The organism is Cellvibrio sp. PSBB023, from assembly GCF_002007605.1.
Lineage (GTDB): Bacteria > Pseudomonadota > Gammaproteobacteria > Pseudomonadales > Cellvibrionaceae > Cellvibrio.
The window spans coordinates 4,451,136-4,472,619 of the sequence record NZ_CP019799.1; the positions used below are offsets into that span (position 1 = coordinate 4,451,136).

General features: G+C 48.0%; 14 protein-coding genes. 9 read left to right on the plus strand and 5 right to left on the minus strand.

Annotation, left to right across the window (positions count from 1 at the left end):
* Nucleotides 1–72 precede the first annotated feature (72 nt).
* A complete protein-coding gene (locus B0D95_RS19295) occupies nucleotides 73–723 on the minus strand; it encodes a DUF3299 domain-containing protein (RefSeq protein WP_246841661.1) in 651 nt (216 codons plus the stop codon).
* Between the two features lie 52 nt (nucleotides 724–775).
* On the opposite strand from B0D95_RS19295, the gene B0D95_RS19300 reads away from it, so the two are divergent.
* Both B0D95_RS19300 and B0D95_RS19305 read left to right on the plus strand, forming a co-directional pair.
* The gene (locus tag B0D95_RS19300; protein WP_078045390.1) at nucleotides 776–1,474 is read left to right on the plus strand and encodes an ABC transporter ATP-binding protein; all 699 of its coding nucleotides are present in this window, start codon (nucleotides 776–778) and stop codon (nucleotides 1,472–1,474) included.
* Nucleotides 1,474–2,757 (plus strand): FtsX-like permease family protein, encoded by a 1,284-nt coding sequence (locus tag B0D95_RS19305; protein ID WP_078045391.1) that lies wholly within the window; start codon nucleotides 1,474–1,476, stop codon nucleotides 2,755–2,757. Before B0D95_RS19300 ends, B0D95_RS19305 begins: the two co-directional genes overlap by 1 nt.
* 127 nt (nucleotides 2,758–2,884) lie before the next feature.
* On the opposite strand, the gene B0D95_RS19310 is transcribed toward B0D95_RS19305, so the two are convergent.
* The 4 genes from B0D95_RS19310 to B0D95_RS19325 all read right to left on the minus strand — a co-directional run bounded on the left by B0D95_RS19310 (nucleotide 2,885) and on the right by B0D95_RS19325 (nucleotide 9,394).
* A complete protein-coding gene (locus tag B0D95_RS19310) occupies nucleotides 2,885–4,087 on the minus strand; it encodes a DUF1552 domain-containing protein (RefSeq protein WP_078045392.1) in 1,203 nt (400 codons plus the stop codon).
* Nucleotides 4,088–4,136: 49 nt separating this feature from the next.
* Nucleotides 4,137–7,514: a DUF1592 domain-containing protein gene (locus B0D95_RS19315; RefSeq protein WP_078045393.1), complete on the minus strand. Its 3,378-nt coding sequence runs from the start codon at nucleotides 7,512–7,514 to the stop codon at nucleotides 4,137–4,139.
* Between the two features lie 23 nt (nucleotides 7,515–7,537).
* A complete protein-coding gene (locus B0D95_RS19320; RefSeq protein WP_078045394.1) occupies nucleotides 7,538–8,611 on the minus strand; it encodes a cellulose binding domain-containing protein in 1,074 nt (357 codons plus the stop codon).
* A 153-nt stretch (nucleotides 8,612–8,764) separates the two neighbouring features.
* On the minus strand, nucleotides 8,765–9,394 hold the full coding sequence (locus tag B0D95_RS19325) for a DUF2214 family protein (RefSeq protein WP_078045395.1): 630 nt from the start codon (nucleotides 9,392–9,394) through the stop codon (nucleotides 8,765–8,767).
* Between the two features lie 847 nt (nucleotides 9,395–10,241).
* Here B0D95_RS19325 and B0D95_RS19330 point away from each other — a divergent pair.
* The 7 genes from B0D95_RS19330 to garD all read left to right on the plus strand — a co-directional run bounded on the left by B0D95_RS19330 (nucleotide 10,242) and on the right by garD (nucleotide 21,433).
* Nucleotides 10,242–11,132, plus strand: coding sequence for a LysR family transcriptional regulator (locus B0D95_RS19330; protein ID WP_078045396.1), 891 nt, complete (start codon nucleotides 10,242–10,244; stop codon nucleotides 11,130–11,132).
* Between the two features lie 466 nt (nucleotides 11,133–11,598).
* Nucleotides 11,599–14,487, plus strand: a complete 2,889-nt coding sequence (locus B0D95_RS19335; RefSeq protein WP_078045397.1) for a TonB-dependent receptor — start codon at nucleotides 11,599–11,601, stop codon at nucleotides 14,485–14,487.
* A 92-nt stretch (nucleotides 14,488–14,579) separates the two neighbouring features.
* Nucleotides 14,580–15,782 (plus strand): glycoside hydrolase family 105 protein, encoded by a 1,203-nt coding sequence (locus tag B0D95_RS19340; protein WP_078045398.1) that lies wholly within the window; start codon nucleotides 14,580–14,582, stop codon nucleotides 15,780–15,782.
* A 41-nt stretch (nucleotides 15,783–15,823) separates the two neighbouring features.
* Nucleotides 15,824–17,194 carry a glycoside hydrolase family 28 protein gene (locus tag B0D95_RS19345; RefSeq protein ID WP_078045399.1) on the plus strand — a complete coding sequence of 457 codons (1,371 nt, stop codon included), beginning with the start codon at nucleotides 15,824–15,826 and terminating at the stop codon, nucleotides 17,192–17,194.
* Nucleotides 17,195–17,263: 69 nt separating this feature from the next.
* Nucleotides 17,264–18,307, plus strand: a complete 1,044-nt coding sequence (locus tag B0D95_RS19350) for a beta-propeller fold lactonase family protein (RefSeq protein WP_168172496.1) — start codon at nucleotides 17,264–17,266, stop codon at nucleotides 18,305–18,307.
* Nucleotides 18,308–18,478: 171 nt separating this feature from the next.
* Nucleotides 18,479–19,846, plus strand: a complete 1,368-nt coding sequence (locus B0D95_RS19355) for an MFS transporter (protein WP_078045401.1) — start codon at nucleotides 18,479–18,481, stop codon at nucleotides 19,844–19,846.
* Nucleotides 19,847–19,885: 39 nt separating this feature from the next.
* On the plus strand, nucleotides 19,886–21,433 hold the full coding sequence (garD, locus tag B0D95_RS19360; RefSeq protein WP_078045402.1) for a galactarate dehydratase: 1,548 nt from the start codon (nucleotides 19,886–19,888) through the stop codon (nucleotides 21,431–21,433).
* Nucleotides 21,434–21,484 lie beyond the last annotated feature (51 nt).

Below are 21,484 nucleotides of genomic sequence, written 5' to 3' on the forward strand. Positions count from 1 at the left end.
CCCTTGGTGTGATCACCAAGGGGCTTTTTTATGCCTGAATTTTAGGCGGGTGCTATGTGTGGAGCCGTGTAATCAATTGAGGTATTCCGATTCCTCCGTCGCTGTTTCCTGATATTCAGTCAGTGCGACATCGCGCATGGAGTAAGAGGAAAGCCCCAGCTCATTTTCCTGGGTTTCCAGCACCACTGTGCCCTCGGCCCAGAAGGGAATAAACAGTTCCTGCAAGTGAAATCCCTTGGGATATTTCACGTAAATAATTTGATTGGGTGGTGGCGGTGGAACATGAATGCAGGCGCCGAAGTAGGGGACTAAAAAGAATTCAATCACACGCTGCTGCTGATCGTATTCAATAGGCACTATATAACCGGCAAGGCGAATGCGCTTGTTATTAAACTCGCTACGCACCCGCGTGGAAACAAGTGCATCGCGCCAGCTGCGCTCGCCGGCTTGTTGGCGAGCGACACCCACGGCATTAGCGACTTCATCTTCAAAGGCGGAACTATTTTGCGCTGGTTTGAGTCCACTGGGTGCCGTATCCTGCGCCAGCTCATCGTCGCTGAGTGCTTCATGATCAACCGGGGGAATAGATTCCAACAGGCGCAGATCTTCCTCTGGCAATAAATCGATCCACTCAACAGTCGTTGCCTGGCTGTTAGCCAAGGCGCTAGTGGCAATCATGCTGCACAGCAACAGCAGTAACATCAATGGGGGTGTGCGTTGCATAAGCATCAACTCAACATCTTTTTATCACGGTAGGATCAGGTAAGGCTTGATTATGGACTCCACCGCAATTTCAATGCAATCCGTTCAGTTTTCATGGAAAGGCAATGCCAGCGCTGGTTTGGACATCGAGCAATTACAGATTGCGCGCGGCGAAAAAATATTTTTATACGGCCCCTCAGGCTCGGGCAAAACCACATTGTTAAATATAGTGGCGGGTGTGATTACACCCGCACAGGGTGAAATTCATTTGCTGGGGAAAGATATTACGCGCCTCAACAGCAGGCAGCGCGATCAGTTTCGCGCGCAACACCTGGGCATTATTTTTCAGCAATTCAATTTAATTCCCTATCTGAATGTGACCGAAAACCTGTTGTTGCGCATGGCATTTTTACCCGCTGAAAAACGGCGTCTCGCCACTACACAAATGCCGTTATTACTTGAGCGTTTGCAACTAACACCGGTATTAACAACTGCCGCTTATCAGCTCAGTGTTGGCCAGCAGCAGCGTGTGGCTCTGGTGCGTGCACTGCTGGGCGCACCGGAAATTATTATTGCGGATGAGCCCACTTCCGCTTTGGACAGTGAGTTGCGCGAAGAATTTATGCGCGTGTTGTTCGAGGCTCTGGGTGAAAACACCAGCCTGTTATTGGTCAGTCATGATCGCCAGTTGCAGCCACATTTTGATCGGGTATTGAATATCCAGCAGTTTGTACATCAACCCGAATTGGCGCCAGTAAGGGAGGTGCAATAATGCGTTTACTAATTGCACGAAAAAGCTTGTGGAATCGCCGGTGGACCGCGCTGCTCACACTGCTGTCACTGGTGGTGAGTATTATGTTGGTGCTGGGCATCAACCATGTACGTACCCAAGTGAAAGACAGTTTTAACAATACCTTGTCCGGAACGGATTTAATTGTTGGCGCCCGTGGCGGCTCGCTCAATCTTTTACTCTACTCTGTATTTCATATCGGCACTGCCTCGCACAATATCCGCTGGAATACCTATGAGGAATTAGCCAAGCACAGCGAGGTGGCCTGGTTAATTCCTATCGCGTTGGGCGACTCCCATAAAGGCTTCCGTGTGGTGGCGACCTCGCCTGATTTTTTTGCACATTACGCCTACGGTCAACGGCAAACACTGGTGTTCAAAGAGGGAGCGATTTTTTCATCGGTGTTTGATGTGGTTGTCGGTTCTGCCGTCGCCAAAAAACTGGGCTATCAACCCGGCGACAGTCTGGTTCTGGCACATGGTTTGGGTGAGGTAACTATCGCCAAGCACCGTGATGCGCCCTTTGTGGTCAGTGGTATTTTGGCGCCGACCGGCACACCAGTTGATAACAGTTTGTATATTTCACTGGCCGGCATGCAGGCGATTCATCGCGATTGGCAATCGGGCGTGCATATCCCGGCGGCATCGTCCCATGGCCATCATGGGGATCATGGGGATCATGGGGATGAACCGGTTGGTGAAAACCTGCATGCACAAAGCCTGAGCGCTATTTTGGTGGGGTTGAAATCGCGTAGCGCGACATTCACGGTGCAGCGCCAGGTGAATCAATACAAGGCTGAAGCCTTGCAAGCGATTGTGCCGGGTCTGGCGCTAGCCGAACTCTGGCAGTTGATGCGTAATGTCGAGCTGGCCTTGCATGCTATTGCGCTGTTGGTGGTGGCGACAAGTCTGCTGGGTATGATGACCAGTTTGCTAACTGCAATGAACGAGCGGCAGCGGGAGTTCGCCATCCTGCGTTCACTCGGTGCGGGGCCACTGTATCTTTTTCTGTTGGTGGTTATGGAAGTGATGTTATTGAGTCTGTTGGCTAGCGGAATCGCGGTGGCATTGTTAAGCGGCGGATTATGGGTATTCCAACCCTGGATTATGGCGGAGTGGGGGCTGCATTTGTCGGCCAACATTCTCAGTGGGGAGCAATGGCACTACTTGCTCTATGTACTCTTGGCGGCTGCCTTACTATCGCTCTGGCCTGCGTTTATCGCCTGTCGTCGCGCCTTGCATGACGGGCTTTCCATGCGTATTTAATGTTGTGATTCAGTCACTGCATGTGGCTCAATAAAAAAGCCGTTTATGGTCACCCATAAACGGCTTTTTAGTGTGTACTGCGTTCTCACCCACATCACATGAGTGAGAACACAATGTCCTGCTACTGTTAAAGTCCAGCGAGTGTCGAGGTTGCCCAACGACGATAAACAGCACCGTTAGGACTTTGGTCGGCACGCAATTTAAGGCCAATCGTTTGATACAACTCGGATTGTGTTTTGCCGCCAATGTCCACTACGCGACCACCGGTAATACCAGCACCAGCAACCAGCATTGGAACATTGCTATTGCCGTGTGAGTCAGCATCACCCATATCAGATACCTGGGTCACGATCGTTGAACCAAACAACCCGCGATCATTGATCTTATCCAGCAGGTATTTGGTCAAGCCTTGCATGTACACAATGTCCTCTGTGTAGGCAGCTGGCATATTGCCTTGGTTGTGGTGTGACTGATGCGATTCACGTCCGAGTACATCCAGGAAGTGGGTGTGCGCATCGGTACCAAAGGCAATAGAGACTGATGCCGTCAGGTTACAGCTCAGTGCCAGCGCCACAATATCAGCATGCAGCTTGGCGGTTGCATCAAAGCCGCTAGCGGTCGTATTTGACAGTTGTGGGCAGGAGCCGCTGGAATTGCCATTATCAATGGCAGTTTCAATCTCGCGAATGGCAGTGAAGTGACTATCCAGCTTGTCCTTTTCATGCTGACCGAGCTTGGTTCTCAGGCTATTGATCGCTGCATAATGCAAATCCACAACCGATTGCCGTGGCGCAGTACCCGATCCACCGCCACCGCCACCACCACCGGAAAAAAGCACATCCAATGCGGCTTGTGGGCTGGTAATCAGCGGTCTACCTGTAAACCCTTCGCGACTCAATGCCGATTCTGCCGTGGTACCCACGTTCAGGTATTTCACCGGATAGTTGGCACCAATGGTGCGTCCGAGGTTCACATCAAAGCTATCCTCTGACCAGCTACCGTTGTTAAAGCGGTGAAACATGACTCCATGGCCAGCACCACTGAGTGAGGCGTTTCTTAACAAAGCAATACGACTGTAATGGCTTTGTAACGGGGCTGACTGGGCGGGTAGTGTGCTTCCCGATGGGAACCAGCGGGTTGGATGGCAGCCTCCGCCCGAAAATACCAGGCAGTGTTTGGTGGGCGTGCCGGTTTGTGCTTCCGCGGTGCGCGCCAGCATGACCCCTGCCAGGATGCTGGAGGCTTGGATTAACCCAGCCGCAATACCGGCATGTTTGACGACCTTCAGGAAGTCTCTGCGCTCTTTGTCGAAGCAGTCTTTATATCTCATGTTATTTACTCCAATTCGTTAACAAGGCGATGAGCGTGAGGGGTGCGCATTAGCGCACCCACTCCTGCCGGTACATCACAGAATCCAATGCAGGAATTTCTTCGAGCATTGCCCTTGGGCCGCTGGCGGTCAGTACATTGGTCAGGTCGGCAACATCACAACGGTAAGCGCTTTCTTCCGCTTTACTGATGCGTGGGTAGCCAACATCCCTTGTTGAATCAATCAGGAAGATCGAATGGATACCGGTGCTATAGCTGACAAACTGGGTTGCCAGACAGCTTTGCGCCAGTTTCGATACCATTGGATCTTCAACAACTGTGCGCGCAAGATCCTTACCGCCATTAAATTGGATGGCTGGTGAGTGAATCACACGATCCGGGTCGTTGAGGAACTGCAATTGTGGGAAGGGCGAGAAGAAAATCCCCGCTGCATTGATGGCGTTGCCCTTCAGGTCCACTGCACGCACACGGCCAAGGCTGTCGTAGTTCTCCATGGAGCCTCCCAGCGGATTAATGATCTCGCCGTGGCAGTTTGAACAGCTGGTGCCAGAGGTAATACGGTCAAAGATCATGCGCTGGGTGGTGTGAGGATTCTCAAAGAATTCTTTATCACGCGCAGCCAATGCTTCTCTGTCCAGGCTCACACCAGATGGTGGCTCGGGAATGTCCTGACACATCATTTTGCGACGTACAGCTACAGCACGAGTCACCAGGTTGGCGTCGGTCGCACTGGCATAACGCGACAAGAACGCACCAGAGATCAGGATCCCGCCGCGCTCTGCGGTGTTAGCACTTACAAACCCGTCAGCATCTGCGCCACTGGCGTTGTAGGAGAGACCGTAAAGGTTCGCCAAACGTTGGTTAACGTAGGTGTAGCTGGGGTTGTAGATAGAGGCAAAGGTTGAGTTGCTGCTCAGCATCGCTTGAGCAAAGTTTTTACCCAGTTCCAACTTCATATCGTTTGCCAGAGTGGCGAAGTTAGTAATACCGGTTTTCTCTTTGGTTTCAAGCTGTTCGGTGCCTAACCAGCGGTTCACGAAATCACCCAGCAGCGCACGGGTATTCGGTGAATTCAGCAGTGTGGCTGCCTGTTGGCGAACACCCGCGGCGGTATTGAGATCACCACGTCCGGCGGCAGCCATCAGCTCGGTGCTGGGGGTGCTACCAGTGAAGGTGTAGCTCATGAAGGTCGCCATTTCATAACCGGTCAGTTTGTACACGCCACCACTGCTCAACTCGCCCAGCTCGGAACGATAGAGGAATTGTGGTGATGACAGCATGGCGGCCAGTGCAACCTCCATCCCTTCGGCAGCAGTACGGCCACCGGTGGTGCCACGTGCTACACCGCGGTATGCGGTTTGCTCATCGGTAGTCAATGGACGACGGAAAATACGCGGTGCCAAGTCACTCACCAGTTTGTCCGCACAGGTTGTACTTGGGGTACAAGCCAGTACCGCATTCCAGCGTGTAGCCACATCAGTTGCGATGCGTTCTGCGGTGGAGATGTAACTGGTGTAGCGGTTCTTATCCACAATCAGGGTGTTGTTATTCATGAATGAGCCGGCAATAAAATCATCAGGCAAACGTGAAATGACATCCTGGGTGTAGCCTACAAGGTCACGCACTGAGCGTTGGTATTCATTTTTGGTCAGCAAGCGCAGGGTGCGTTGGCCATAGGTTGGGCCGGTGCTGGGGCAACTGAAGTTAGAGACAGGATTATCCGGTATACCATCAGATGGTCTGCGCCAAGTCAGGATATAAGCCTCAAGATCCGCCGCACATTGACCAGTACAGCTACCTGGATCTGTCTGTGGCATCCACATAGCAATGAAATCGCGCAGGCTGCGATCCTGGTTGTCCTGGCTGTGACGATAAACCGAACGGTTCGGGTTCAATGGTGCCGCAGCAGGGGTACCTGATGCATTTTTCTCACCATCTACACCGTGACACGCCACACAGCTCTGGGTATTCCAGAGTGTTGCGCCGCGGGTTGCATCGCCGACAATAACACCGCCATTTGAGCTGCTAGAGCTTGAGCTGCTGTTGGACTGGCTGCTGCCTGAACTGGGTACACTGCTACTCACACTGGAGCTGCTGGTAGAGCTTTGGCCGTTGGAGTAAACCAGAGAAATAACATTGCTGGCTGCTGATGGCACGCTGTCGCGATAGCTGATGACTTTATAGTCATAGCTGCCATACACAGAGAGCAGGCTCTCCATAAAGCTTGAGCTGTTGGCGGGCAGATTACTTTGAGTTGTCCAGCGGCCATCTGCGCCTTTGCGACGTACCAGGAAGCCGGTCTCGTTGGTGCTCACATCAGCCCAGTTCAGGCTGGTGTCGCCACTTACCTGACTTAAATTGCCCATCAAACTTGTCGGTGCGGCAGGCGCGCTCGGCAATGTAATTGCAGCAATGTTGGTCGGGTTGTCACGGGTGAGGAACATCTTGAAGTACACCGGTGTTTTCTCGCCAATAGAACTAAGGTTGGCGACAACACGCAACGCTTCCACACCGGCATTCAATTCAAAATCAACACTGTTGATAACGATTGGGCGACGTGGCGATACGCTGATACTGGTGTTGCTGTGTTTAACAATGGTGGCATCGAAAGTGATGGGCTTATTCACCGCATGCAGAATCAAATTACCTGTCAATGATTGCACTTGAATGGCGCCCACAGGCATTGCATCCAATGCACTGACATCTAACTGTGTAGTGAAGTGCAGTTGTGGCAGATAGCTGGATTCAAACAGCAGGTTTTGCATACGCGTATTGCGAATGTCAAAGCCGGTTGAAATGCTCGCCAACGGAATGCTCAGTGTTGCATTACCTGTTGTTGCAACCGTTCCCTGCAGTTGGGTGAAGGTAAAGGTTTCAGCGGTATTGGTATTTTTTACCGTTACAAAGTGAAAACTGGATTTGGTGGTATCCAACAACCAACGCGCTGCAGTAGAAGGCGCAACACTGCTGCTTGAGCTACTGCTGCTGGTACTGCTCGGCGGGACGCTGCTTGGGCTGCTACTGGATGTTGCACTGCCACTACAGCTGGTGCCGTTGAGTGTGAAATCTGTTGGTGCTGCTGCGCTGGGATTATTCACAATAAAACCAAATTGTGCTGTCGCATTCGTCGCCAGGTTACCGTTGTAACCTGCGTTTTTCACGCACACATTTTTGCCTGTAGCAGTGAAGGTTCCATCCCACAAATTGGCGATGGCATCATTACCATTGAAGGTCCAGCATAATTCCCAATTAGTAATAGCAGCGCCGTTATTTTTCAGTGCAACGGTAATTTGCGCACCAGTACTCCAACTATTTGCTGCGGTATAAGAAACATTACACAGGTTCTGTGCCTGCACCGTGGTTGGCGCTATCAGCGCGAGTGCCAAACTGAACGGGGAGAGCAGTGAGAGTTTAAGTAAATTTTTCATGATAGATTCTCTTTAGCCTCCAATTAGCGCGCGTCAAAAACAAGCGCGAAGTCAACAGGCACTGCCGCACTGATCGAGGTCAGATTGACAATCGTGCGCAGGGCTTCCACACCGGCAGTCAAGTTGAAATCACCTGCACGAGTCAGTACCGGCGCCATGCTTTGCACCAGAATGCGCGAGTTGGATAAACGCTGCACCGACACGCGTGTTGTGACGGCAACGGTTACACCGTGCAGATCAACATTGGCGCTCACGTCTGTTTGTGTTGTTTGTCCCAATGCCAGCGAACTCAGCAGTGTTGCAGGCACAGGTACCGTGATTGTTGCCGTAGGGAAGCTGACTGTTTCAAACAACAAGTCACGCACACGTTGATCGCGCAGTGCAACACCGGTGCTGACGCTGTTCAGATCAATTGTTACTGTTGCCACACCGTTAGCACCAATCGCACCTGTCAAGGTAGTGAAGGTATGTACTTCTACGTTGTGCGTGTTTTTAGTGGTGACAAAGTTCAGGTAAGACGCACTGCTATTTAAATCCCAAGCGGCTTGATTAACTGCCGATGAGGATGAGCTGGTGGTTGCACTGCTCGATACCGACGATGACGATCTTGATGAAGATGAAATAGACGATGGTATTGAGCTGGCAGAAGAACTCACGGAAGAGCTTGGCACTGATGATGTTGTCGCGCCGCAGGCTGCGCCGGTTACTTGTGGCACCTCGGCACTTGCGCTGCCCTTGCTGCCTTGAAATCCAATTTCAACGGTTTGATTGGGTGGGATGGTGCCATTCCATCCCAAATTAGAGGCGGAATAGGGATTGGTGCCGCTGTAGTTAGCATTCCAATTACTGGTTAAACGGTTATCGCCACTGTATTGCCAGCTAACATTCCACCCGTTAATGGGGGTTGTTCCGGTATTGGTTATTCTTATAGCGGCAGTAAATCCGTTATTCCATTGGTTGGTCACAACATACTGACAACCGGCATAAACCTTGGCGGATAAAACAGCTGTTGCCAGGGTAAATCCCAGCAGGCAGAGCGATCGAGCAACCCTGCCCCTTGGGCGCGGGGTGATCGCAGAGGCGGTGAAACTACTCATGGTGTCTTCCTCTTAAGTGAATGCCGGGCGAGCCCGGCAATGGGCCGTCCTTAACGTACAAGTAATTTCAAACACAAATCACTGGTGCGCTAGTCGACGGGTAAAAAGAACTCGAAACTGCATGTATTCGAGCGGTTTAAATAAATATTGACCTCAGGTTTTGGAAATGCGTTTAGCCAATTGAATTGTGTCGGTGAGTAATGGCGGCTCCTTATGCTGCTCCATAACCGATCTTTTTCTAGGTGGTGGAAATGAATGAATAAATGTCAATCCCACGATGCAGGCGGGAGCTAACAAAATAAAATACACCGACATCACAAAGCTATAATCCACGGTGTAGTTCCATGGACGGGCAATTCCCAAATAGCATGCAAATAACCATGAAGTGCTAGAGACAACACCGGTAAAAACCACCAATGTTTTTTCGATATTACCCAGTCCTAAAATGCCGCGGCTGGAGGCAACACGCGGAAAACTGAAGTGATGTAGCGCTATACCGTTTAACGTAAGAATTCCCACCACAGTGAACTTCGCCCAGAGTTTTTGATTCATCAAATACTCTTGCGGATTATCGAGATAACCAATCAAAACCAGCGTTAATCCTGAAATCCACAACACAATCAACGCGAGGGAAATGATGGTCGCAGCGCGCTTAAGCTCGCTAACCGCATGTGCAGACAAGGTGTTTCCCCGGGTTTTTGCAAGTGCAAGATCTTGTATCAATAAAATACCTACCGCGACGCACGCAGCAATTAAATGAACATAAACAATAAGGGTTTTCATTGGCCAATCCGTTTTTCTATTGTTGTTATTAATCAATCACTAACACCCGCGTGCAATGATTGCGCTAACGCTTTTCTGTGACACAAAACCAAATGGCGCAGCATCTGGTTGCGGTAACTGGAAAGCGATTTTTAAGGCAATAGAAACCACTACGCTCTGTGCATGCACAAAAACGACGATGGTTGGTCGATGAGGATGTAAAACAACAGATGTTATTGCTTTACGGGGCATTGTGCGCGATTAGCGCATTGGCTCTCACAGCTCGGTTACACTTTTTAATTATATTTTTATAAAAATTATTGTCGCTAATATCAACAATCGAAAAATATAAACACCACTCGAAAGCAGATGTTTTTTTCGCTTTGCGTATATTGCTTGTAAATCTTACAAAAAAGTGTGGGCTAGTCCACTAAAATTTGTGTGTTTTGGGTGCGTTTTGTCACTAAATACATATTTTGTCGTCAAAATTTTCTTTTTTGTCGCTTTTAATTGAATTCTATTTTTTCGCTTCAAAGAAATTTCCGGCGGTTTTTGTGACGACACTGTTGGAGGTTGTTAGAAATAAATATTTTTAGTGTGAATCCGTAAATAGTACTGATGTCGAATGGGTTTAGGTTTTTTTGTCAAACAGGTCATTTTTTGTGTGTGAGCTTGGCATATATATGTCGATATTTGGGCCCTATTATTCGTCAGTAGTTATGTATGGAAGGTAGGTGTTGATTTGTATAGGAGGTAGTAAATAGGTATGAAGGCATGGCGCTCTGGCGTATAAATACAGCTTGCATTTTTATAAATGGCCATCTAAATATGGAATTGGTTTATTTTAATTGATGCGAGAGGTGAATTAATGTTTGAGCTTAGCCAACTGCGGTGTTTTGTAGCTGTTGCAGAGGAGTTGCACTTCAGTCGCGCAGCGGAGCGTTTAAATATGACTCAGCCTCCGTTGAGCCGACAAATTCGCCTGCTTGAGCATCATGTAGGGGCCCAATTATTGGAGCGTACCAGCAGAACCGTACGACTGACCGCAGCAGGAAAGGCATTCTTTCCTGATGCAGCTCGCATTCTTCGGCTGGCGGAAGAGGCGGCGGCAACAGCGCGCCGCAATGCAAAGGGAGAGCGAGGCTCGCTATCCATTGGCTTTACAGCGTCATTCGGTTATCAACTCTTGCCGGAAATGGTGCGGCGCTTGCGCGAATGCGCACCGGATATTTCGCTCACCCTCAAAGAACTTGTGACCGGTGCTCAGCTGGATGCTCTGCATGCTGGTGCATTGGATGTCGGACTGGTTCGCCCGCACAGCCATGATGGCGACCTGGAAACCGTATTTCTGGCAGGCGAAGAGCTTTACCTGGCCATTCCCAAGCAGGATGCCGATCTGTGGCCCACTGAGCCGACCCTGGCTTGCCTCCAATCAAAACCCTTCTTGATGTATTCCCCCTATGAGGCGCGTTATTTCCATAACCTTTTGTCTGCCTGTTTTCAGCAGGACGATGTGCTGCCTCACGTCGTAGAGTACGTCGCTCAAATGCATACCATGCTGGCGCTCGTGCGATCGGGGATTGGTGTGGCGCTCATCCCCAAATCAGCCAGCAGCCTGCATTTCGAGGGCATCCTTCTGCGCCAGGTGATAACTACGCCGCCCAAGCCGGTGGAAATGGTTTATAGCTACCGTAAAGATAATAACAATCCTGCCTTGGAGACTTTTTTGAAGGAGGTTTTGCCCGAGTTTAAGGGGTAACCGGGGCAGTTAGTCTATTTGTTGGATGAATGGGATTGATTCATGAATTAAATCATTTCATATACCCATTGGTTTGATTTGTTAATGGTATGCGCTCAGAATCAGTCCATCGTCTGCGGTATTAATGGTAACGAAATAATAAATACGCTCACCTTTCGTACTTGCAGGTTGCTAGCCCAACTCATGTTGTAGAGAGATGGATATGCTAAATCATTGCACGCTTAAAAATGCTTTTTTATTCTTCTCGCTCATAGCGAACTTCCTGCGTCTCTGTAAAGAGGCGTGGGCTTTTTAACATAAGAAATAGCTCGCCGATAAAAACGCGAGTCACCAAATAATATCAACCAAGTTATCAGGCATTAATAAAACTCTGTTTACTAAATAAAAATAAGATCGAAGCTCACGGCAATGGATAAGAAAATAGGATTAATAATTTATCCAAACGTAAAAATAACGAGGAGTTTTCATGAGTAAATTCACACTTAACCCATTAGTGCTGGCAATGGCTGCCTGTGTATTGCCAATACATGGTTATGCCCAAGAGGCATCGGACGGTGCACTGGAAGAGATTGTGGTCACCGGTAGTTTTAGAGCCAGCTTGGCAAATGCGCTTAATACCAAGCGCACCTCAGCCAATAATGTAGATGCCATTGTGGCAGAAGACATGGGCAAGATGCCCGATCTTAATCTGGCTGAATCCCTGCAGCGTGTACCTGGTGTTGCTATTACCCGCGAAGGCGGCGAAGGCAGAAATATTACCGTGCGCGGTCTTGGCCCGAGTTTTTCGGCGACTACGTTAAATGGAATGGAAGTGCCATCCAGTACTGGTGGTTTGGACTCTTCGGGCGGTGTAAACCGTGGTCGTTCATTTGACTTTAATGTGTTTGCCTCCGAATTATTTAACAAAATTATTTTGAATAAATCAGCAAAAGGTTCGTTGGAAGAGGGCGGTCTTGCTTCTACCGTAGAGCTGTATTCTGCCAAACCTTTTGATAATCCCGGTGCTCACGCCGTGATTGGCGGCTCCATGGCGGTGGACAATTTAACCGGCGAAGATGACCCGCGTGTTGTGGGCATGTTCAGCAATACATTTGCTGATGACAAGATTGGTGTGTTGGTGAGTTTTGCGCAGTCAGAGCGCAATATTCGTCAAGAGGGTTTTGGTACAGTGCGTTACACCTCTGCCTTTGATAACTCTAATAGAAGTTTTGTAGGTAATGATTCTACCGTTGATATCACCGGTACGCCCAACCCACTTGCCAATTATCCGGATCTTGATCCTACTGATCCAAAAGTAACTAATGAATCGTTGGATTACATGTTGTTTCCGCGTCTACCGCGTATGGATTCGTTCAATACAGATCAGAAGCGTACGGGCATTACCGGATCGTTTCAGTTTCGCCCAACAGATCGGATGGAATTTACACTGGATTATTTAAAATCAGATCTGAAGACAGATGTTTCATCCTATAACTTCTTTGCGCAATTTCGTAACACGTTTGGTTCTATAACACCTACCAGTATCGTGCTTGACGACGCTGGCCGTGTGGCTATTGCAGGTGAATTTACTGGTGTTACGCCGCGTGTAGAAAGCCGTGGACAATTTAGCGATACCGAATTTGAACAAGTCGTTCTCTCGGGTAAGTTTGATTTAACCGATAATTTAAAACTAGATCTTATGTTTGGTAATGCGTCAGTTGTATATGACGAAGAGCAATACCGTTTTAACCTTGACGCACTTAATGCAAGTTACACCAACGCCGCTGCACCTACGCGCCAGGCAATTAATGGCATGAACCCCACGTATTTCTCATATGACTTTCGCAAGAATAGTGATATAGCCGAAATGAGTTATGGGTTCGATATTAACAACCCGCTGAATTATCATTTCACTGCGCCTACTATTCGCAAAGATATTGTGGAGCGTGAGAATGATACTTTTCGTGCGGATTTGACTTGGGACTTGGAAGAGTCAAGCATTAAAACTGGTTTCATCTGGAATGAGCGCAATATTACCTCCGAACGCCACGACCCAACTGAAGGATCGCTGACTGATCCTGTTGCCAGAGTGAGTACAGGCTCGGGTACAAGTACCATTATGCCTATAACATCTGCAACCACCAGTTTGGTAACTAATTTGTCGCGTGTGAGCAAGGGGTATGGTGATGCAATTAATCCACCGGCAGGTTTTCCTACAGATTTTGTGATTAACGACTTTGCTGCAACTAAAGCAGCTTACAATGCCGGCTCTTTTACACTGAACCCGAATGACCCATCAACCTTTGATGTAACGGAAAACACTACTGGCGCTTATGCGGAATATACCCGAAACATGGAGTTGGCAGGCATGCCCTTAATGGTAAATGCTGGTCTGCGTTATGTGGAAACTGAAGTGGAGTCATTGGGGGTTGCGGGTGGTGTTGCCTCCAAGCGCAGCAGTGATTATGCCGAATGGTTGCCATCGCTTAATGCTACCTTGGAAGTGGTTGAAGATTTTCTTATTCGCTTTAGCGCAAACAGAAATTTATCGCGTCCTAACTTATCAAGCATGACTGCTACGGTTAATGCCACTCCAATTAACGGCAATATTTCTGTGGGGAATCCTGGGCTTGATCCAATCATTGCCGATGCTGTTGATATAGGTTTTGAATGGTATTTTGCTGAAGAATCAGTCGTGGGAATTACATTCTTCCATAAAGACATTGACAGTTTTATTCTCAATAGCACTGTGTCTGGTGTTCTGCCTGCTGACTTAAAAGCGATTATTGGCACCGCTTATCCGCAGACTAACCCTGCGTCGCCTTCCTTTGATCCTAATGGCGTTAGCATGAATGATGAGTGGAATATTTCTACTCCGATTAATGGCGAGGGCGCTAAACTTAATGGCTATGAAATCTCCTATCAGCAGCCATTCAGTTTCTTGCCATCGGCGTTGGAAGGTTTTGGTATGTTTGCCAATTACACCTATGTGGACTCTGAAATTACCTACCCTGGTGATATTAAAGGCCCTCTGAGTGGTTTATCAGAAAATAGCTACAACTACGGGATCTATTTTGAGCGGGAGCAGTTTGGTGCGCGTGTTGTCGTGAATGGCCGCGACGATTATGTTACAGCGCTTCCCGGCAGCGATCGAAACTACTCAGAAAACACCTCTGGCCCAACCCGCATAGATATGTCGGCGTTCTACAATATTACCGATAACGTCAAAGTGAACCTTGAGATCATTAACTTGACGGAAGAGGATGAACGTCTCTACACAACAGGTCCTGTGAGCTCTGGGGGGGATTTAAATCTGGTGCGTGAAATCAATAATACCGGTCGAGAGATCAGTCTGGGTATTCGCGCTACCTTCTAAGTGTTTTTCCTGCATTAATTTACCTAACCATTGATAGCAATCAATGGTTAGGTGCTCTCTTGAAAAATAATGGCCTCCCCGGATCAATCGCTATGAATAAATTCCGTTTATATGTACATCTATTGTTGTTGGGTACCATGCTTGGTTCCTACGCGCCTGCCTATGCAGAAAAAAGTGTGTTAGAAGCGACCGAGCTGATGGCAAATTCCATTATGCAGCGCCACCCAGAAGCCTGGACTATGCGCGAATTCAAGCAGCTTAAAGAACCGGAATGGGGTTATCCCTATTCGCTGGTGCTCTATGGATTTCAAAAACTCTATTTAAAAACAGGTAACGAGGCATATCTTGCTTATGCTAAGCAGTTTGTGGATCAATTGATTGATAAAAATGGAAAGATAAAAGGTTATGCTGTAACGGAATTTAATATTGACTCCATTAATCCCGGTAAGTTGTTGTTTCTATTGCATGAGAAATATCAGGATCAGCGTTATTTAGTCGCTATGCAGTCACTACGTGAACAATTGCAATGGCAGCCGCGTACCACTACTGGCGGATTTTGGCACAAAAATATTTACCCATGGCAAATGTGGTTGGATGGTCTGTACATGGGCGCACCTTATTACGCCCAGTACGCACAGCAATTTAATGAGTCAAACAAATCGTTTGATGATATAGCGCACCAGTTTTTATTGATTGAAAGTAAAACCCGCGATGCAAAAACCGGTCTGCTCTATCACGCTTGGGATGAAAGTCACCTGCAGCAGTGGGCCAATAAAGGCACTGGCCTGTCTCCCCATTTCTGGTCGCGTTCCATGGGGTGGTATGCCATGGCGCTGGTAGATACGCTGGATTATTTCCCAGCCAAACACCCAAAGCGCAAAGAGTTGATTCGCCTGCTGAATGAATTGGCTGAGGCATTGCTAAAAGTGCAGCACCCCAGCCACCTTTGGTATCAGGTAACCGATCAGGGTGACCGTTACGGTAATTATCTGGAGACCTCTGGTAGCGCTATGTTTGCCTACGCATTTGCCAAGGGGGTTAATAAAAATTATCTGCCGAAAAAATACCAACAAATCGCCCGCGATATTTTTACTGGCATAGTGCAAGGTCACACCGAGCTGGATAATCAGGGGCAGCTGCATTTAAAAAATACCTGTGGCAGTGCCGGTTTGGGTAATGAACCCTATCGTACTGGCACTTTTGAATACTATGTGAGTGAGGCGATACGCACCGATGATCCACACGGTTTGGGGCCTTTTATTTTGGCCGGTGTTGAAATTTCTGCTTTCAAATAAGCGTTGAACCTGACTTAGCTACGCAAAAAGAGAATGAATCCATGATGAAAACAACAAGTACGATTTTTGTTTTACTGCTGCAGTGTTTAATCGTTTCACTGGCGCAAGCCAATACCGATTTTTATAAACCTTCTGATTGGCAGCAAATGGATGTGATCCTGGCAAAAATCCAATCGCCAAACATTCCGCAAGTGGATTTTCCCATCACCGCTTATGATGCTCCCAAGGATGCAAAGACAGATGCACGTCCGGCAATTATGCGCGCGATTAACGCCGCTGCCCAAGCCGGTGGTGGGCGCGTGATTATTCCGCCTGGCACTTGGCTCTCCAATGGCCCGGTTCAATTGCAAAGCCGCATCAACCTACATTTACAAGAGGGTGCTACTTTATTGTTTGGTGCACAAGCCAAACACTATTTGCCCGCAGTCTTTACCCGCTGGGAGGGTACCGAGATTTACGGCTACTCGCCGCTCATTTATGCCAACAAAGTGACTGACGTGGCGATTACCGGTAAAGGCAAAATCGACGGCAACGCCAAAAGTGAATTTTTAAGCTGGACAAAAAAACAAGCGCCCGATATCGCCAAGTTGCGGCAGATGGGGTTTGACGGTGTGCCCCTTGAACAGCGGCAATTTGGCAAAGGCCATTATTTGCGCCCTTCGCTAATTCAAATCCTTAACGCAGAACGTGTGCTGTTGGAGGATTACACCGCGCTGAATTCCCCCTTCTGGGTTAATCATTTGGTGTATACCGATCACGCCCAAGTGCGCGGTGTAAAGGTGGACAGTATGTTTGCCAACAATGACGGTTTGGATATTGACTCCGGCCGCTGGATTCTGGTGGAAAATAACCACTTCCGTACCGGTGACGACTCTATTGCGATTAAATCCGGTCGCGATTTGGATGGTCGTACCATTGCTCGCCCCAGTGAAAATATTGTGGTCAGAAATAATATTTTTGACGGCGAAGACGGTATCGGTTTAGGCAGTGAAATGTCGGGCGGTATTAAAAATGTGTATTTCACTGATAACAATTACCTGAACGGCACCTCGGCGTTTCGTTTAAAAGCCAATCTGGATCGTGGCGGCAGCGTAGAGCAGGTGCGCATTCGCAATATGAATATTGGCAGCGCCAAATACTTGTTCTGGTTCGATTTAAGTTACGTAGCCGGTTACTTGGGCGGAAATTTCCCTTCGCATTACCATGACATAGTGTTTGAAAATATCACTGTCGATAAGGTAGACACATTTTTTATCAGTCATGCCCCGGAAGTTCAGCCGCTGGAAAATGTATTATTTAAAAATATAAAAGTAAAATCTTCTGGCCAATTCATGGATTTCAAAGGATTGAAAAAAGTCACATTCTCTGATGTAGAAATCAACGGACAAAAAATGTCGGCACATTTTGAATAGCACCATAGCTTGAGTCATAAGGTGTTATCGCTGTCATTCAAACAGCTCCTGCTATTACTCTGGATGAGTATGGCAGGAGTATCTTGCTATGCCACATCCGTTATTTATGTCGCCAATGCAGATGCAAAAAAAATTTCGGTTTTTACTCTGAGTGAGAGCAGTGGGCTGGTCAATCTGTTGCAAACGCTGCCGGTAGATGGTGCGATCATGCCGATGGCGCTAGCACCCAATAAAAAAATACTCTACGCTGCTATTCGCTCAATACCCTATCATTTAGTGGTGTTGGATGTTGATCCCACAAGTGGACGGTTGGCCTTACGCGCTAAAGTGCCATTGGTTGATAATATGGCGAACATATCTATCGATCACTCGGGACATTATTTGTTTGCAGCGTCCTATTCAGGGAATAGTATCAGTGTACATACGTTAGATACACAGGGCATTCCTTTGCCAAATGTACAGGTCTTATCGACGGGGTCTCATCCGCATCAAATCAGCGCTGGTCCTGATAACCAATTCGTCTATGTCTCTTTATTGGGTGATGATCGTGTGGATTATTTTCGCTTAAATAGTGAGGAGTCCATAACCGATGTATTGCAACCCATTTTGACTCCGGCTGTGACTCTTCCTTCGGGCTCAGGGCCGCGTCATTTTGTGTTTTCAGCGAAAGGAAATTTTTTGTATGTATTAAATGAGTTAAGCGGATATGTGCAGGTTTATGCTCGTCGTGCTACGGATGGCTCGCTTGCTTTTGTTGAGCATCATCAATTGATGAATGGAGTAAAACCTTGGGCTGCCGATATTCACCTCACGCCCCAAGGGGATTTTTTATACGCCTCGGAGCGAGCTACCAGCAGGCTTTACGGTTACAGGATCAACTCGAAAAATGGCCGCCTCAATCCTATTGGTTCTTGGGAAACAGAAGCGCAACCGCGAGCATTCACAATATCACCGGACGGTCGCTTTTTGGTGGTTGCAGGGCAGTTATCACACCGGATCAGTATATACGCTATTCATCCACTAACGGGGGCCTTGCAGTTGTTATCATCCCATAAAACGGGGAAAAATCCCGCTTGGGTTAACATGGTGAATTTATCCTCATCTGACCACTGATTCCTTGGTCTACTGCTTGATGCCTGCGATTAATGCTCAATGTGGATTAATTTATTTATCGATTGGTTTGATTTGAAAATAATAAGCTCGCAAACTGGTGTGCGCTATCTTCATGGTGCGGTGAGAAGAACATTTAACAATAACATCTAATAAAGTGGAGATTTAATACCCATGAGCAACGTGCCTGCGACCCGTTCTGCCAGCAGCATGGCTGTGGCCTCACGAACACGATGGGGCATTCTTGCCATGCTATTTATTGTTACCACCATCAATTATGCCGATCGCGCCACCATCTCTATCGCAGGCCCTGACATCGCCAGGGACATAGGTCTTTCTCCCATTGAAATGGGGTATATATTTTCAGCCTTTGCCTGGTCTTATGTATTGGCGCAAATCCCCGGCGGCTGGTTACTGGATAAGTTCGGCTCAAAAATGACGTATTTTTTCAGTATTTTGCTGTGGTCGCTGTTCACTTTGTTTCAGGGATTTGTCGGGTTTTTTACCGGTGGTGCCGCACTGCTGATGCTTATTTTATTGCGCCTATTGGTGGGCGCTGCTGAGGCACCTGCGTTTCCCGGTAATAGCCGCATTACCTCCGCATGGTTTCCTACGCATGAACGTGGTTTTGCTGCGTCCATTTTTAATTCAGCACAATATTTTGCGACCGTTGCCTTTGCGCCCTTAATGGGCTGGATGGTGTATCACTACGGTTGGCAAAGTATTTTTTTATTTATGGGTTTGTTGGGTGTTGTGATTGCCCTTATTTGGCTTAAAACTATTCACAGCCCCAAGGAACATCCATCCATTAGCGATAATGAGTTGCGTTATATTGAGGAGGGCGGTGCACTGGTTGACTTGGATAGCGCCAACAGTAATGCATCTACCAAAGTGAATACCTTGGCGTGCGTTAAGGAGTTATTGGGCTCGCGCATGCTGCTCGGTGTTTATATTGGGCAATATTGTATTAACTCGCTCACTTATTTTTTCTTAACCTGGTTTCCAATTTATTTAGTGCAAGAGCGTGGCATGAATATTTTGCAAGCGGGCTTTATGGCATCGCTACCTGCGATTGCAGGATTTTTAGGCGGTATCAGTGGCGGGTGGTTATCCGATCGATTAATGAAAAAAGGCTATTCACTGACTCTGGCGCGCAAGCTGCCGATTGTGATTGGTATGTTCATGTCTACTTCAATGATTGCCTGTAATTATGTCGATACCGATGTATTGGTGATCGCTATTATGTCGCTGGCTTTTTTTGGTAAAGGCGTTGGGGCTTTAGGCTGGGCCGTTGTCTCCGATACGTCCCCCAAAGAGGCAGGCGGTCTCTCGGGTGGTTTATTTAATACCTTTGGCAATACCGCTGGCATAGTGACACCGATTGTGATTGGTTACATTGTTCACACGACCGGGTCATTTGAGGGAGCCTTGGCCTATGTAGGCGCGCATGCGGCGCTTGCCATTATCAGTTATCTGTTTGTTGTCGGTGATATTAAGCGAATCACTTTGCATCACTCAGTGCATTCGTCGGCTAACCGTTAATTGTTAATCGCACCGATCAAAAAATGACGAGGTTTTGTGATGTCCCAACGTGTTATTAAAATGCATCCGACAGATAACGTCGCTGTTGTTGTCGCAGCAGGTGGTTTGCCAGCGGGCATGGAAGTATTGCCCGGTTTATTATTGGTAGAACCCGTGCCACAGGGGCATAAAGTAGCGCTTGCCGCCATTGCTGAAGGCAGCGCAATTGTTCGCTATGGGGTAACGATTGGTTTTGCCAAGCTTGATATAACGGCGGGCAGTTGGGTAAACGAAAACATTATGACTATGCCCGCTGCAGTGGGGTTGGATAATTTACCTATTGCAACACGGGCTGGCTTCATTGCTGAACCATTAACCCAATTTACCTTTGAAGGGTATCGCAATGCAGACGGTACGGTAGGGACGCGCAATATTCTCGCTATTAGCCAAACGGTGCAGTGTGTTGCTGGTGTGGTGGATTTTGCGGTTAAACGCATTCGCGAAGAATTATTGCCAAAATATCCCAATGTAGATGGTGTTGTTGCGCTGGCACATACTTACGGTTGCGGTGTAGCGATTGATGCTCCCTCCGCCCCTATTCCTATTCGCACGGTGCGCAACATTGCATTAAACCCCAATTTTGGTGGTGAGGTGATGATTGTCAGTCTCGGGTGCGAAAAAATGCAGCCAGCACGATTGATGCCCAAGGAATCAATTCCGGCCACACTGGTAGATGGTCCTGCTGTTGTATGTTTGCAAGATGAACAGCACGTGGGTTTTATGAGCATGATTGAATCGATTATGCAGCAAGCAGAAATACATTTAACGCGGTTGAACCAACGAAAACGCGAAACCTGCCCGGCATCTACATTAGTGGTTGGTATGCAATGCGGCGGTAGTGATGCGTTCTCTGGCATTACGGCCAACCCGGCTTTGGGTTTTGCGGCTGATTTATTAGTGCGCGCCGGTGCGACGGTTATGTTTTCTGAAAATACTGAAGTGAGAGACGGTATCGATCAGTTGACGTCGCGTGCTGTAAATGCACAGGTTGCCGATGCCATTATTAAAGAAATGGAGTGGTACGATAATTACCTTGCCGCTGGAATGGTTGATCGCAGTGCAAACACAACACCGGGTAATAAAAAAGGCGGCTTGTCCAATATTGTTGAAAAAGCCATGGGGTCAATTGTCAAATCAGGCTCATCACCTATTGTCGGTGTATTGTCCCCAGGTGAGCGATTATCCGATAAGGGCATTAATCGCGGATTAGTTTACAGCTCAACACCTGCCAGTGATTTTATTTGCGGAACATTGCAACTGGCGGCGGGCATGAACTTGCATATTTTCACAACCGGGCGCGGCACACCTTATGGATTGGCTGAATGCCCTGTAATCAAAGTTGCTACACGAACGGAGTTGGCGCAGCGCTGGCATGACTTGATGGATGTAAATGCGGGACGTATTGCCGAAGGTGAAATCACCATTGAAGAATTAGGTTGGGAAATTTTTCACTTAATGCTCGATGTGGCCAGTGGACGTAAAACCTGGGCCGAAAAATGGAAATTACACAATGCCCTGGTGTTATTTAATCCGGCACCTATCACCTGATTCAGTGTGGTGGAAATCATGTTTTTCCAGTGATTTCCACAGCTGAATTGC

Bases quoted from the DNA above. Each gene is read 5' to 3' on its own strand.
- B0D95_RS19295 (WP_246841661.1), bottom strand. From the start codon at position 723: ATGCAACGCACACCCCCATTGATGTTACTGCTGTTGCTGTGCAGCATG.
- B0D95_RS19300 (WP_078045390.1), top strand. From the start codon at position 776: ATGGACTCCACCGCAATTTCAATGCAATCCGTTCAGTTTTCATGGAAA.
- B0D95_RS19305 (WP_078045391.1), top strand. From the start codon at position 1,474: ATGCGTTTACTAATTGCACGAAAAAGCTTGTGGAATCGCCGGTGGACC.
- B0D95_RS19310 (WP_078045392.1), bottom strand. From the start codon at position 4,087: ATGAGATATAAAGACTGCTTCGACAAAGAGCGCAGAGACTTCCTGAAG.
- B0D95_RS19315 (WP_078045393.1), bottom strand. From the start codon at position 7,514: ATGAAAAATTTACTTAAACTCTCACTGCTCTCCCCGTTCAGTTTGGCA.
- B0D95_RS19320 (WP_078045394.1), bottom strand. From the start codon at position 8,611: ATGAGTAGTTTCACCGCCTCTGCGATCACCCCGCGCCCAAGGGGCAGG.
- B0D95_RS19325 (WP_078045395.1), bottom strand. From the start codon at position 9,394: ATGAAAACCCTTATTGTTTATGTTCATTTAATTGCTGCGTGCGTCGCG.
- B0D95_RS19330 (WP_078045396.1), top strand. From the start codon at position 10,242: ATGTTTGAGCTTAGCCAACTGCGGTGTTTTGTAGCTGTTGCAGAGGAG.
- B0D95_RS19335 (WP_078045397.1), top strand. From the start codon at position 11,599: ATGAGTAAATTCACACTTAACCCATTAGTGCTGGCAATGGCTGCCTGT.
- B0D95_RS19340 (WP_078045398.1), top strand. From the start codon at position 14,580: ATGAATAAATTCCGTTTATATGTACATCTATTGTTGTTGGGTACCATG.
- B0D95_RS19345 (WP_078045399.1), top strand. From the start codon at position 15,824: ATGATGAAAACAACAAGTACGATTTTTGTTTTACTGCTGCAGTGTTTA.
- B0D95_RS19350 (WP_168172496.1), top strand. From the start codon at position 17,264: ATGGCAGGAGTATCTTGCTATGCCACATCCGTTATTTATGTCGCCAAT.
- B0D95_RS19355 (WP_078045401.1), top strand. From the start codon at position 18,479: ATGAGCAACGTGCCTGCGACCCGTTCTGCCAGCAGCATGGCTGTGGCC.
- garD (WP_078045402.1), top strand. From the start codon at position 19,886: ATGTCCCAACGTGTTATTAAAATGCATCCGACAGATAACGTCGCTGTT.